The organism is Peptoniphilus harei (assembly GCF_900454685.1).
GTDB lineage: Bacteria > Bacillota > Clostridia > Tissierellales > Peptoniphilaceae > Peptoniphilus_A > Peptoniphilus_A harei.
The window spans coordinates 1-12,362 of the sequence record NZ_UATM01000023.1 but is presented as its reverse complement, the minus strand read 5'-3'; the positions used below and the strand labels follow the sequence as shown (position 1 = coordinate 12,362).

16 protein-coding genes and 3 pseudogenes are annotated in these 12,362 nt (G+C 36.4%); 8 read left to right on the top strand and 11 right to left on the bottom strand.

Features of this window, described 5'->3' with window-relative positions; all coding sequences use genetic code 11:
* Positions 1 to 25: 25 nt before the first annotated feature.
* The 8 genes from DRZ96_RS01080 to DRZ96_RS11465 all read left to right on the top strand — a co-directional run bounded on the left by DRZ96_RS01080 (position 26) and on the right by DRZ96_RS11465 (position 6,019).
* Positions 26 to 448, top strand: a complete 423-nt coding sequence (locus DRZ96_RS01080) for a coiled-coil domain-containing protein (RefSeq protein ID WP_112889274.1) — start codon at positions 26 to 28, stop codon at positions 446 to 448.
* Between the two features lie 220 nt (positions 449 to 668).
* Positions 669 to 1,274 (top strand): M23 family metallopeptidase, encoded by a 606-nt coding sequence (locus tag DRZ96_RS01075; protein ID WP_112889273.1) that lies wholly within the window; start codon positions 669 to 671, stop codon positions 1,272 to 1,274.
* Complete coding sequence (locus DRZ96_RS11470; RefSeq protein ID WP_256584762.1) at positions 1,274 to 1,447, top strand: hypothetical protein; 174 nt, start codon at positions 1,274 to 1,276, stop codon at positions 1,445 to 1,447. The genes DRZ96_RS01075 and DRZ96_RS11470 overlap by 1 nt, the downstream gene beginning before the upstream one ends.
* The gene (locus DRZ96_RS01070) at positions 1,411 to 2,451 is read left to right on the top strand and encodes a S41 family peptidase (protein WP_322788183.1); all 1,041 of its coding nucleotides are present in this window, start codon (positions 1,411 to 1,413) and stop codon (positions 2,449 to 2,451) included. The genes DRZ96_RS11470 and DRZ96_RS01070 overlap by 37 nt, the downstream gene beginning before the upstream one ends.
* Positions 2,452 to 3,534: 1,083 nt before the next feature.
* Positions 3,535 to 4,428 (top strand): UDP-N-acetylmuramate dehydrogenase, encoded by an 894-nt coding sequence (gene murB / locus DRZ96_RS01065; RefSeq protein ID WP_112889272.1) that lies wholly within the window; start codon positions 3,535 to 3,537, stop codon positions 4,426 to 4,428.
* A gap of 22 nt (positions 4,429 to 4,450) precedes the next feature.
* Complete coding sequence (rapZ, locus tag DRZ96_RS01060) at positions 4,451 to 5,317, top strand: RNase adapter RapZ (protein ID WP_112889271.1); 867 nt, start codon at positions 4,451 to 4,453, stop codon at positions 5,315 to 5,317.
* Positions 5,302 to 5,913 (top strand): gluconeogenesis factor YvcK family protein, encoded by a 612-nt coding sequence (locus DRZ96_RS01055; protein ID WP_256584761.1) that lies wholly within the window; start codon positions 5,302 to 5,304, stop codon positions 5,911 to 5,913. The genes rapZ (DRZ96_RS01060) and DRZ96_RS01055 overlap by 16 nt, the downstream gene beginning before the upstream one ends.
* The gene (locus DRZ96_RS11465; RefSeq protein WP_322788182.1) at positions 5,879 to 6,019 is read left to right on the top strand and encodes a 2-phospho-L-lactate transferase CofD family protein; all 141 of its coding nucleotides are present in this window, start codon (positions 5,879 to 5,881) and stop codon (positions 6,017 to 6,019) included. The genes DRZ96_RS01055 and DRZ96_RS11465 overlap by 35 nt, the downstream gene beginning before the upstream one ends.
* A 166-nt stretch (positions 6,020 to 6,185) precedes the next feature.
* On the opposite strand, the gene DRZ96_RS11460 is transcribed toward DRZ96_RS11465, so the two are convergent.
* The 11 genes and pseudogenes from DRZ96_RS11460 to DRZ96_RS11425 all read right to left on the bottom strand — a co-directional run bounded on the left by DRZ96_RS11460 (position 6,186) and on the right by DRZ96_RS11425 (position 12,323).
* Positions 6,186 to 6,422 (bottom strand): 2-phospho-L-lactate transferase CofD family protein, encoded by a 237-nt coding sequence (locus tag DRZ96_RS11460; RefSeq protein WP_256584760.1) that lies wholly within the window; start codon positions 6,420 to 6,422, stop codon positions 6,186 to 6,188.
* 40 nt (positions 6,423 to 6,462) lie between these two features.
* The gene (locus DRZ96_RS11455) at positions 6,463 to 6,540 is read right to left on the bottom strand and encodes a 2-phospho-L-lactate transferase CofD family protein (RefSeq protein WP_256584764.1); all 78 of its coding nucleotides are present in this window, start codon (positions 6,538 to 6,540) and stop codon (positions 6,463 to 6,465) included.
* Positions 6,541 to 6,713: 173 nt separating this feature from the next.
* Complete coding sequence (locus tag DRZ96_RS11450; RefSeq protein WP_256584759.1) at positions 6,714 to 7,058, bottom strand: gluconeogenesis factor YvcK family protein; 345 nt, start codon at positions 7,056 to 7,058, stop codon at positions 6,714 to 6,716.
* Positions 7,043 to 7,908 (bottom strand): annotated as a pseudogene (gene rapZ / locus DRZ96_RS01045) (RNase adapter RapZ). Before rapZ (DRZ96_RS01045) ends, DRZ96_RS11450 begins: the two are co-directional and overlap by 16 nt.
* A gap of 22 nt (positions 7,909 to 7,930) precedes the next feature.
* Positions 7,931 to 8,822 (bottom strand): annotated as a pseudogene (gene murB, locus DRZ96_RS01040) (UDP-N-acetylmuramate dehydrogenase).
* Between the two features lie 1,092 nt (positions 8,823 to 9,914).
* Positions 9,915 to 10,466 (bottom strand): S41 family peptidase, encoded by a 552-nt coding sequence (locus tag DRZ96_RS11445; RefSeq protein ID WP_256584758.1) that lies wholly within the window; start codon positions 10,464 to 10,466, stop codon positions 9,915 to 9,917.
* A 169-nt stretch (positions 10,467 to 10,635) separates the two neighbouring features.
* Positions 10,636 to 10,824: a hypothetical protein gene (locus DRZ96_RS11440; protein WP_256584757.1), complete on the bottom strand. Its 189-nt coding sequence runs from the start codon at positions 10,822 to 10,824 to the stop codon at positions 10,636 to 10,638.
* Positions 10,825 to 10,887: 63 nt separating this feature from the next.
* Positions 10,888 to 10,995: pseudogene (locus tag DRZ96_RS12260) on the bottom strand (hypothetical protein); the annotation flags it as partial.
* 88 nt (positions 10,996 to 11,083) lie between these two features.
* Complete coding sequence (locus tag DRZ96_RS11435; RefSeq protein WP_256584763.1) at positions 11,084 to 11,338, bottom strand: M23 family metallopeptidase; 255 nt, start codon at positions 11,336 to 11,338, stop codon at positions 11,084 to 11,086.
* Positions 11,339 to 11,596: 258 nt separating this feature from the next.
* Complete coding sequence (locus DRZ96_RS11430) at positions 11,597 to 11,950, bottom strand: PcsB-like coiled-coil domain-containing protein (protein ID WP_256584756.1); 354 nt, start codon at positions 11,948 to 11,950, stop codon at positions 11,597 to 11,599.
* A 37-nt stretch (positions 11,951 to 11,987) separates the two neighbouring features.
* Positions 11,988 to 12,323 carry an Atg14 domain-containing protein gene (locus DRZ96_RS11425; RefSeq protein ID WP_256584755.1) on the bottom strand — a complete coding sequence of 112 codons (336 nt, stop codon included), beginning with the start codon at positions 12,321 to 12,323 and terminating at the stop codon, positions 11,988 to 11,990.
* Between the last annotated feature and the right edge of the window lie 39 nt (positions 12,324 to 12,362).

Here is a 12,362-nt window from a genome sequence, read left to right as displayed (position 1 = left end):
AACTAAAAAGTTTTTAGATGTGTAGGTGAAAGAATGTATAGTAAGAGAAAGATTCTTTGCAATTTGCCTTGCTGCCATAATGGCGGCTCCAAGTGCAAGTTTTGCCAAGTCTTCTAAGAGTCTGACTATTGAAAAAGATGAAAAAATTGAACAAAGAAAACAGGTTAATTCAAAAATTAAGGAGCAAAAGGCTAATATTTCTAATACAGAATCAGAAAAAAAGTCTGTTACTGATGAAATAGCAGGCCTTGATGCAAAGATTCAAGAGAAGTCTAATAAGATAGCGTCTCTTGAAAAAGAAATAAATAAATTAAATCAAGATATTGCTGCTAACCAAAAGAAATTGGAAGAAGCTCAAGCAAATCTTGAGGCCAATACAAAATCCCTAAGATCAAGACTTAGAGAAATGTATAAGAGGGGCAATGTCAACTATATGAAGTTTTATTAAACTCCAAGGATATAGAAGAATTACTTAGAAACAACGAAATTATTTCTTCAATCGCAAAGGCTGACAGAGAACTATTGAGTACATAAAAACTCAAATTGACACAATAAAAAAGACTGAAGAAAGATTAAAAGTTGATAGAGAAAAAGTTACAGTTACTAAGGCAGAAGTTGAGTCTGAAAGACAAGGCTACCAAGATGCAGTTAATGCAAAGAATGAGTACATGAAAGTTCTTGAAAAAAACATTGATGCTTACAAGATTGAATTTGAAAAGGCTCAATCAGACTGGCAAAACCTAGACCTTGAAATTTTAAAACTTCAAAAAGAAATTGAAGTCCAAAAGAAAAGAGAAGAAGAAGCTAAGAAGAGGGCTGAAAGAGCATCTGCCAACAGGACAAATAGAGTTAACAGCAACATAAGCGTTGCATCAAGACCAAGAGATGGACAAGCATATACTTGGCCAGTTCCAGGTCATTACTCAATATCATCACCATTTGGCTATAGAACTCACCCTATCTTAGGTTATTCTAAATTCCACTCAGGTGTAGATATACCAGCACCAAGTGGAACACCTATAGTTGCTGCTAAGTCAGGTACAGTTATTTTATCAAGACTTATGAGTGGATATGGAAATGTTATTATGATAGATCACGGAGACACAGTGACAGTCTATGCTCACTGTTCAGCACTTAATAAGTCAGTAGGTGACTCTGTTTCAGCAGGAGACGTTGTGGCCTTTGTAGGTTCCACAGGTCTATCAACAGGACCTCACCTTCACTTTGAAGTTAGGGTAAATGGATCGCCAGTAAATCCATTGGGATATGTATAATGAAAAAGAATAAATTTTTAAAAGTGGCAGCAGTTGCAATTTTAATATTGGCAACTGCTGTTGTTACGAGAATATACACAGTAAAAAGCATTTTAGGAACAAATGAAAACTTTGGAAAGGTAGTTCTTCTTGAGAAATATTTAAAGAAAATTATCTTTACAATAAGGATATAAAAGAAGAAAATCTTGAGGCAGGAATCTTAAAGGGATTAGTTGCAGGGTTAGAAGATCCTTATTCACAATATCTTACAAAAGATGAGATGAAAAAATTGTCAGAACAAACTACGGGTAAGTTTCAAGGTGTTGGAGTTATAATTTCTCCTGCAGAGGATGGAAGCGTAACTGTAGTTTCGCCTATAAAGGGATCGCCAGCTGATAGGGCTGGGGTTGAATCTGGAGATAAGATTTTAAAAATCAATGGCAAGGACTTCTCAGCAGAAAAAATTGATCAGGCCTCAAAAGAGATGCGTGGTCAAGCAGGAACAAGCGTCAAGATTTTACTTTTAAAAAAGAAAAACTTAAAGACAGAAGAAGTTGAAATCAAAAGAGAAGAGATAAAAATCGACTCTGTCTTAAAAAATAAAATCGGAGACTATGGCTACATTGGTATAACAATGTTTGACGAAGAGACAGGTAAGGACTTCAAAAAAGTTTTACAAGAACTCACTGACGATGGAGTCAAGGGAATAGTCCTAGACATGAGGGGTAACCCTGGAGGAGTAGTTGACGCTGCCTATGAAATTGGAGACGCAATACTTCCAAAGACAAGCTTTGTTACATTGAAAAACAACAAGGGAGAAGTCATAGAAGACTACAAGACAGATGACAAGTACAATGACATCAAGATGGTAGTCCTCGTCAACGAAGGATCAGCATCAGCCTCAGAAATTTTGGCAGGAGCCATAAGTGACCTAGATAGGGCAAAAATTGTTGGCAAAAAAACCTATGGCAAGGGAGTAGTTCAAAATGTAATTGCTTTGCCAGAAGGAGACGGATTAAAACTGACAACATCAGAATACTTCACACCAAGTGGCGACTCAATAAATAAATTGGGAATAGAGCCAGACGTGGAAGTAGACCTTCCCGAAAATATTAAGGGTATAGGTATAGACTATCAAGAGACAGATACACAACTTTCAAAAAGCCCTAGAGATATTAAAAGAAAAATAGAATTTTAGAAAAATAAATTTTAAGAAAAATGAAAGCAGCCGAGAAAAAGGCTGCTTTTTTAGTGAAAAGTTTTAGTAAAAGCTTCGCTTTATAATTCTTATTTTTTGATAAGCTTTTTATTTTAAATAAGTTTTTGTAAAGCTATGCTTTACTATTCCCTTTCCGGAGGGGGCTAGGACCTTTCGATTGGTCCTTCCCCCTCCGGGCACCCCCAACACCTTCAACGACCTGGCGGGGGCCTTTGCCAACAACCCCGAGCGGCAGACAGCCTAAAATTCCAAAACTCGTTAAGCTTAAATAGTTGCGATTAAAAAACCTATAAATCAATTAGGATTGAATCACAATTACTTGTTTACTTAATCGCTTAACTCAAACAGTTGAATTTTTTAACGGCTGTCTTGCCTTACGGGGTTCTTCAACCTTAGTTCACGGTTTTACCATTACACAAATTCAAACTTATTTTGAGTTACTTGAGCCTACCTTATGATTTGAATAAACTTTTCTATTAAAAGAAGCTTAAATTGTTAATTGTTAAGCTTTTTTTATAATTTCATAATTATTTGTGAAGTTGTTTTTTTTTTTTTTTTTATGACTTAATAAAAAACTCTGACTTCATAATAAACTATGACTTAAGAAAAAATGTGAGCTTGTAATTTTTTGTGACTTCACAACAAATTACAACTTCATACTTAAACAGTGAGCTGATGGAGTGCCCCAGCTCGTCGAAATATTATAGGTCGTAAAGCTTGCCAATAAACTGCAAGCTTATAAAGCAGTAAGCAAAAAGTTCGGAGACGTTAAAAAAAATTTCATTGTTTGAACGAAGTGAGTTTGAAATTTTTAGTCGAAGAGCTTTTTGCGTATTAATGGGTCGGGCCCTGCCAGGGCGATGGGGTTTAGGGGGAGGTTTAAGGAGGGGGTCAGGGGCCTCGCCCGCCCCTGGCTCCCCCTCCTTATAAGAAATATAAAAGCGTCAGCTTTTAAAAACTTTTTCATCATCTTTTGAAGATCTAAAAGAGGATACCAAATTCTCTTTTTCTTTTCCCCTCTTTCAATGATATAATTAATCTAGTATTTAATTGAGGTGTTTTATGTTATTTGATATAAATGAAAATTTGGGAGATTTTTTCTATGACGAGCCAATGAAGAACCACACTTCTTTTTGTGTTGGTGGTCCTGCTAAGCTTCTCATTAAACCAAATGATGAAGAGTCTCTTATAGAAATTCTAAAATCTATTAGAAAAAATAATTACAATTATTATATTCTTGGAAACTGTACTAATATTATTGTCAAGGACAAGGGTTTTGACGGGATTATTATAAAGTTAAAAAATAAATTAAATGATGTGAAAAAAGTTTCTGACAAGGAAATTTTTGCAGGAACGGGTGCCAGCATGAAAAAGATTAGTGAGTTTGCCATGAAAAATTCTCTTACTGGTCTTGAGTTTGCTCACGGTATCCCAGGTTCTCTTGGTGGTGCCATTGTCATGAATGCAGGTGCCTATGATGGCGAAATTAAAAATGTTTGTAAGAGCGTAAGGCTTCTTGATGAAAATTTAAAGGTTATTGAAATTCCTGGTGATGAGATGAATTTTGCCTACAGGCATTCTCTAGTTCAAGAGAGGGACTTAATTGTCCTCGGTGCAACTTTTTCTCTTGAAGATGGAAACAAAGATGAAATAAGAGAAAAATATGAAGAATTTGACCAAAGAAGAGCTGACAAGCAACCTCTTGATATGCCTTCTGCTGGATCTACCTTCAAGAGGCCTACAGGTTATTTCGCTGGAAAGCTAATTGATGATTCAGGCCTAAGGGGATTTACTCATAAGGGAGCAGGAATTAGTCAAAAGCACTGCGGCTTCGTTGTAAATAAGAATAAGGCTACTGCCCAAGATATACTTGAAACTATAGAAATTGTACAAAAGGTCGTTCACGATAAGTTTGACGTTACTTTGGAGAGGGAAGTTAAAATTATTGGTGATTAGGAGTCTTTAAGTTGGTGATAAAATGGAAATTATAATTATTACGGGAATGAGTGGATCGGGCAAATCCTATGCCCTAGATGTCTTTGAAGACCTTGGCTATTATGCCATGGATAATCTAGCACCAGCCCTTTTGCCAAAGTTTTGCAACATTGCCCTTGATGCAAAGAGCAAAAACTTTGAAAAGGTGGCTGCTGTTGTAGACATGAGGAGTGGGGAGCTTTTTAATGATTTCTATTCTGCTTATGAAGAGCTAAAAGGAATGAATTTAAAAATCAGGCTCTTGTTCCTCTATGCCGATATGGAAACTATTATTGCAAGGTACAAGGAACTGAGAAGGCCTCACCCAATGAACAGGTCCATTGTTGATGGTTATAATTTTGAGGAAGCAACTCTTTCAAAAATCAAAGACAGCGCTGATTTTGTCATTGACACTACAGGACTTTCTACGAAAAATCTGAGAAAGCAATTAATGGCCTTTGTGTCCTATGATGAAAAGGACAACTTTGCCATTGAGGTTTCAAGTTTTGGCTTTAAGTCTGGCATCTTAAGGGATGCTGACCTTGTTTTTGATGTGAGATTTTTGCCAAATCCTTTTTATATTAAAGAACTTAAGGACTTAAATGGAAAGACTGAAGAAGTGAGGTCCTATGTAATGAAGTGGGATGTGACAAAAGAATTTATTGATAAGACTATTGACCTCTTGAAGTTTTTGATACCAAATTATATGGCAGAGCAAAAGAGAGTTCTTACGATTGGGATTGGTTGCACTGGAGGCTTTCACAGGTCAGTTGCTATAGCTGAGGAGATAGGTAGAATTCTAAAGGAAGAGTACAAGTCTACCTATGTAACTCACAGAGATATGGAGAAAAATTTATGGAAAAAAAGATAGTAGTCCTAGGTGGAGGTACAGGTATCTCCACTATTTTGCGTGGACTAAAAGATTATAGCGAGGATATTTCGGCTGTTGTCTCCATGTCTGATGACGGTGGAGGAAGTGGAATATTAAGGCAGGAACTAAATATTCTTCCACCAGGAGATGTGAGAAGATGTCTCATTGCTCTTTCCAATACCGACAAGACTATGAGGGACTTGTTGAATTATAGGTTCAAATCGGGATCTTTGAAGGATCAAAATGTGGGAAATATTTTAATTGCTGCCCTGACTGATATTTTTGGGTCCTTTGATAAGGCCTTGCTTGAAATGTCCAGTGTTTTTAATGTGACAGGCAAGGTAATTCCCGTTACCCTAGATGAGACTCATCTTGTTGCAGAGTTTGCGTCTAAGGATAAGGTTGTGGGAGAGTCCTACATCCCAAAAATGTGTTATAGGTTGAACACGAAAATTGAAAAAATGTCTATGATTCCCCACTATCCAAAGGCAAATGATGAAGCTGTGAAAGCGATTTATCATCTGACATTGTCATTATTGGTCCAGATCTCTTTACACTTCAATTATCCCCAACTTTTTAGTTGGAGGAATCAATGAAGCCCTAAGAGATACAAAGGCCAGAGTGATTTATATTGCCAATGCCATGACTCAAAAGGGAGAGACAAAAGACTATTCTTTGAAGGACCATTCGAGGCCATATTAAAAACATTCAAACTATGAATTTATTGATGAAGTCATAGCCAATGACCTAAGGGCAACAGAAGAAATTTACAAAATTTTACAATAAGGAGAATCGAGACCCATCTTTGCCACAGAAGAAGACAGAAAATACTTCAAAGAAAAAAATGTAAGGCTAACAGAAGGGGAATTTATAGAAATCCCTGCATTCTTTGAAGTATTTCTGTCTTCTTCTGTGGCAAAGAGGGTCTCGATTCATCCTTATTGTAATAATTTTGGTAAATTTCTTCTGTTGCCCTTAGGTCATTGGCTATGACTTCATCAATAAATTCATAGTTTGAATGTTTTAATATGGCCTCGAAGTGGTCCTTCAAAGAATAGTCTTTTGTCTCTCCCTTTTGAGTCATGGCATTGGCAATATAAATCACTCTGGCCTTTGTATCTCTTAGGCTTCATTGATTCCTCCAACTAAAAAGTTGGGATAATTGAAGTGTAAAGAGATCCTGGACCAATAATGACAATGTCAGATGATAAAATCGCTTTCACAGCTTCATCATTTGCCTTTGGATAGTGGGAATCATAGACATTTTTTCAATTTCGTGTTCAACCTATAACACATTTTTGGGATGTAGGACTCTCCCACAACCTTATCCTTAGACGCAAACTCTGCAACAAGATGAGTCTCATCTAGGGTAACGGGAATTACCTTGCCTGTCACATTAAAAAACACTGGACATTTCAAGCAAGGCCTTATCAAAGGACCCAAAAATATCAGTCAGGGCAGCAATTAAAATATTTCCCACATTTTGATCCTTCAAAGATCCCGATTTGAACCTATAATTCAACAAGTCCCTCATAGTCTTGTCGGTATTGGAAAGAGCAATGAGACATCTTCTCACATCTCCTGGTGGAAGAATATTTAGTTCCTGCCTTAATATTCCACTTCCTCCACCGTCATCAGACATGGAGACAACAGCCGAAATATCCTCGCTATAATCTTTTAGTCCACGCAAAATAGTGGAGATACCTGTACCTCCACCTAGGACTACTATCTTTTTTTCCATAAATTTTTCTCCATATCTCTGTGAGTTACATAGGTAGACTTGTACTCTTCCTTTAGAATTCTACCTATCTCCTCAGCTATAGCAACTGACCTGTGAAAGCCTCCAGTGCAACCAATCCCAATCGTAAGAACTCTCTTTGCTCTGCCATATAATTTGGTATCAAAAACTTCAAGAGGTCAATAGTCTTATCAATAAATTCTTTTGTCACATCCCACTTCATTACATAGGACCTCACTTCTTCAGTCTTTCCATTTAAGTCCTTAAGTTCTTTAATATAAAAAGGATTTGGCAAAAATCTCACATCAAAAACAAGGTCAGCATCCCTTAAGATGCCAGACTTAAAGCCAAAACTTGAAACCTCAATGGCAAAGTTGTCCTTTTCATCATAGGACACAAAGGCCATTAATTGCTTTCTCAGATTTTTCGTAGAAAGTCCTGTAGTGTCAATGACAAAATCAGCGCTGTCTTTGATTTTTGAAAGAGTTGCTTCCTCAAAATTATAACCATCAACAATGGACCTGTTCATTGGGTGAGGCCTTCTCAGTTCCTTGTACCTTGCAATAATAGTTTCCATATCGGCATAGAGGAACAAGAGCCTGATTTTTAAATTCATTCCTTTTAGCTCTTCATAAGCAGAATAGAAATCATTAAAAAGCTCCCCACTCCTCATGTCTACAACAGCAGCCACCTTTTCAAAGTTTTTGCTCTTTGCATCAAGGGCAATGTTGCAAAACTTTGGCAAAAGGGCTGGTGCTAGATTATCCATGGCATAATAGCCAAGGTCTTCAAAGACATCTAGGGCATAGGATTTGCCCGATCCACTCATTCCCGTAATAATTATAATTTCCATTTTATCACCAACTTAAAGACTCCTAATCACCAATAATTTTAACTTCCCTCTCCAAAGTAACGTCAAACTTATCGTGAACGACCTTTTGTACAATTTCTATAGTTTCAAGTATATCTTGGGCAGTAGCCTTATTCTATTTACAACGAAGCCGCAGTGCTTTTGACTAATTCCTGCTCCCTTATGAGTAAATCCCCTTAGGCCTGAATCATCAATTAGCTTTCCAGCGAAATAACCTGTAGGCCTCTTGAAGGTAGATCCAGCAGAAGGCATATCAAGAGGTTGCTTGTCAGCTCTTCTTTGGTCAAATTCTTCATATTTTTCTCTTATTTCATCTTTGTTTCCATCTTCAAGAGAAAAAGTTGCACCGAGGACAATTAAGTCCCTCTCTTGAACTAGAGAATGCCTGTAGGCAAAATTCATCTCATCACCAGGAATTTCAATAACCTTTAAATTTTCATCAAGAAGCCTTACGCTCTTAAAACATTTTTAATTTCGCCATCATAGGCACCTGCATTCATGACAATGGCACCACCAAGAGAACCTGGGATACCGTGAGCAAACTCAAGACCAGTAAGAGAATTTTTCATGGCAAACTCACTAATCTTTTTCATGCTGGCACCCGTTCCTGCAAAAATTTCCTTGTCAGAAACTTTTTTCACATCATTTAATTTATTTTTTTAACTTTATAATAATCCCGTCAAAACCCTTGTCCTTGACAATAATATTAGTACAGTTTCCAAGAATATAATAATTGTAATTATTTTTTCTAATAGATTTTAGAATTTCTATAGAGACTCTTCATCATTTGGTTTAATGAGAAGCTTAGCAGGACCACCAACACAAAAAGAAGTGTGGTTCTTCATTGGCTCGTCATAGAAAAAATCTCCCAAATTTTCATTTATATCAAATAACATAAAACACCTCAATTAAATACTAGATTAATTATATCATTGAAAGAGGGGAAAAGAAAAAGAAATTGGTATCCTCTTTTAGATCTTCAAAAAGATGATGAAAAAGTTTTTAAAAGCTGACGCTTTTATATTTCTTTATAAGGAGGGGGAGCCAGGGGCGGGCGAGGCCCCTGACCCCCTCCTTAAACCTCCCCCCTAACCCCATCGCCCTGGCAGGGGCCCGACCCATTAATACGCAAAAAGCTCTTCGACTAAAAATTTCAAACTCACTTCGTTCAAACAATGAAATTTTTTTTAACGTCTCCGAACTTTTTGCTTACTGCTTTATAAGCTTGCAGTTTATTGGCAAGCTTTACGACCTTATAATATTTCGACGAGCTGGGGCACTCCATCAGCTCACTGTTTAAGTATGAAGTTGTAATTTGTTGTGAAGTCACAAAAAATTACAAGCTCACATTTTTTCTTAAGTCATAGTTTATTATGAAGTCAGAGTTTTTTATTAAGTCATAAAAAAAAAAAAAAAACAACTTCACAAATAATTATGAAATTATAAAAAAAGCTTAACAATTAACAATTTAAGCTTCTTTTAATAGAAAAGTTTATTCAAATCATAAGGTAGGCTCAAGTAACTCAAAATAAGTTTGAATTTGTGTAATGGTAAAACCGTGAACTAAGGTTGAAGAACCCCGTAAGGCAAGACAGCCGTTAAAAAATTCAACTGTTTGAGTTAAGCGATTAAGTAAACAAGTAATTGTGATTCAATCCTAATTGATTTATAGGTTTTTTAATCGCAACTATTTAAGCTTAACGAGTTTTGAATTTTAGGCTGTCTGCCGCTCGGGGTTGTTGGCAAAGGCCCCCGCCAGGTCGTTGAAGGTGTTGGGGTGCCCCGGAGGGGGAAGGACCAATCGAAAGGTCCTAGCCCCCTCCGGAAAGGGAATAGTAAAGCATAGCTTTACAAAAACTTATTTAAAATAAAAAGCTTATCAAAAAATAAGAATTATAAAAGCGAAGCTTTTACTAAAACTTTTCACTAAAAAAGCAGCCTTTTTCTCGGCTGCTTTCATTTTTCTTAAAATTTATTTTTCTAAAATTCTATTTTTCTTTTAATATCTCTAGGGCTTTTTGAAGTTGTGTATCTGTCTCTTGATAGTCTATACCTATACCCTTAATATTTTCGGGAAGGTCTACTTCCACGTCTGGCTCTATTCCCAATTTATTTATTGAGTCGCCACTTGGTGTGAAGTATTCTGATGTTGTCAGTTTTAATCCGTCTCCTTCTGGCAAAGCAATTACATTTTGAACTACTCCCTTGCCATAGGTTTTTTTGCCAACAATTTTTGCCCTATCTAGGTCACTTATGGCTCCTGCCAAAATTTCTGAGGCTGATGCTGATCCTTCGTTGACGAGGACTACCATCTTGATGTCATTGTACTTGTCATCTGTCTTGTAGTCTTCTATGACTTCTCCCTTGTTGTTTTTCAATGTAACAAAGCTTGTCTTTGGAAGTATTGCGTCTCCAATTTCATAGGCAGCGTCAACTACTCCTCCAGGGTTACCCCTCATGTCTAGGACTATTCCCTTGACTCCATCGTCAGTGAGTTCTTGTAAAACTTTTTTTGAAGTCCTTACCTGTCTCTTCGTCAAACATTGTTATACCAATGTAGCCATAGTCTCCGATTTTATTTTTTAAGACAGAGTCGATTTTTATCTCTTCTCTTTTGATTTCAACTTCTTCTGTCTTTAAGTTTTTTTTTTTAAAAGTAAAATCTTGACGCTTGTTCCTGCTTGACCACGCATCTCTTTTGAGGCCTGATCAATTTTTTCTGCTGAGAAGTCCTTGCCATTGATTTTTAAAAATCTTATCTCCAGATTCAACCCCAGCCCTATCAGCTGGCGATCCCTTTATAGGCGAAACTACAGTTACGCTTCCATCCTCTGCAGGAGAAATTATAACTCCAACACCTTGAAACTTACCCGTAGTTTGTTCTGACAATTTTTTCATCTCATCTTTTGTAAGATATTGTGAATAAGGATCTTCTAACCCTGCAACTAATCCCTTTAAGATTCCTGCCTCAAGATTTTCTTCTTTTATATCCTTATTGTAAAGATAATTTTCTTTTAAATATTTCTCAAGAAGAACTACCTTTCCAAAGTTTTCATTTGTTCCTAAAATGCTTTTTACTGTGTATATTTCGTAACAACAGCAGTTGCCAATATTAAAATTGCAACTGCTGCCACTTTTAAAAATTTATTCTTTTTCATTATACATATCCCAATGGATTTACTGGCGATCCATTTACCCTAACTTCAAAGTGAAGGTGAGGTCCTGTTGATAGACCTGTGGAACCTACAAAGGCCACAACGTCTCCTGCTGAAACAGAGTCACCTACTGACTTATTAAGTGCTGAACAGTGAGCATAGACTGTCACTGTGTCTCCGTGATCTATCATAATAACATTTCCATATCCACTCATAAGTCTTGATAAAATAACTGTACCTGACTTAGCAGCAACTATAGGTGTTCCACTTGGTGCTGGTATATCTACACCTGAGTGGAATTTAGAATAACCTAAGATAGGGTGAGTTCTATAGCCAAATGGTGATGATATTGAGTAATGACCTGGAACTGGCCAAGTATATGCTTGTCCATCTCTTGGTCTTGATGCAACGCTTATGTTGCTGTTAACTCTATTTGTCCTGTTTGCAGATGCTCTTTCAGCCTCTTCTTAGCTTCTCTTCTTCTTTCTTTTGGACTTCAATTTCTTTTTGAAGTTTTAAATTTCAAGGTCTAGGTTTTGCCAGTCTGATTGAGCCTTTTCAAATTCAATCTTGTAAGCATCAATGTTTTTTTCAAGAACTTTCATGTACTCATTCTTTGCATTAACTGCATCTTGGTAGCCTTGTCTTTCAGACTCAACTTCTGCCTTAGTAACTGTAACTTTTTCTCTATCAACTTTTAATCTTTCTTCAGTCTTTTTTATTGTGTCAATTTGAGTTTTTATGTACTCAATAAGTTCTCTGTCAGCCTTTGCGATTGAAGAAATAATTTCGTTGTTTCTAAGTAATTCTTCTATATCCTTGGAGTTTAATAAAACTTCAATATAGTTGACATTGCCCCTCTTATACATTTCTCTAAGTCTTGATCTTAGGGATTTTGTATTGGCCTCAAGATTTTGCTTGAGCTTCTTCCAATTTCTTTTGGTTAGCAGCAATATCTTGATTTAATTTATTTATTTCTTTTTCAAGAGACGCTATCTTATTAGACTTCTCTTGAATCTTTGCATCAAGGCCTGCTATTTCATCAGTAACAGACTTTTTTTCTGATTCTGTATTAGAAATATTAGCCTTTTGCTCCTTAATTTTTGAATTAACCTGTTTTCTTTGTTCAATTTTTTCATCTTTTTCAATAGTCAGACTCTTAGAAGACTTGGCAAAACTTGCACTTGGAGCCGCCATTATGGCAGCAAGGCAAATTGCAAGAATCTTTCTCTTACTATACATTCTTTCACCTACACATCTAAAAACTTTTTAGTTGAGAAT

Excerpts from the sequence above, each read along its gene's own strand:
- DRZ96_RS11450 (WP_256584759.1), bottom strand. The coding sequence starts at position 7,058 with ATGGAAAAAAAGATAGTAGTCCTAGGTGGAGGTACAGGTATCTCCACT.
- DRZ96_RS01055 (WP_256584761.1), top strand. The coding sequence starts at position 5,302 with ATGGAAAAAAAGATAGTAGTCCTAGGTGGAGGTACAGGTATCTCCACT.
- DRZ96_RS11430 (WP_256584756.1), bottom strand. The coding sequence starts at position 11,950 with ATGTATAAGAGGGGCAATGTCAACTATATTGAAGTTTTATTAAACTCC.
- DRZ96_RS01075 (WP_112889273.1), top strand. The coding sequence starts at position 669 with ATGAAAGTTCTTGAAAAAAACATTGATGCTTACAAGATTGAATTTGAA.
- DRZ96_RS11440 (WP_256584757.1), bottom strand. The coding sequence starts at position 10,824 with ATGAAAAAATTGTCAGAACAAACTACGGGTAAGTTTCAAGGTGTTGGA.
- DRZ96_RS11470 (WP_256584762.1), top strand. The coding sequence starts at position 1,274 with ATGAAAAAGAATAAATTTTTAAAAGTGGCAGCAGTTGCAATTTTAATA.
- murB (WP_112889272.1), top strand. The coding sequence starts at position 3,535 with ATGTTATTTGATATAAATGAAAATTTGGGAGATTTTTTCTATGACGAG.
- DRZ96_RS11425 (WP_256584755.1), bottom strand. The coding sequence starts at position 12,323 with ATGTATAGTAAGAGAAAGATTCTTGCAATTTGCCTTGCTGCCATAATG.
- rapZ (WP_112889271.1), top strand. The coding sequence starts at position 4,451 with ATGGAAATTATAATTATTACGGGAATGAGTGGATCGGGCAAATCCTAT.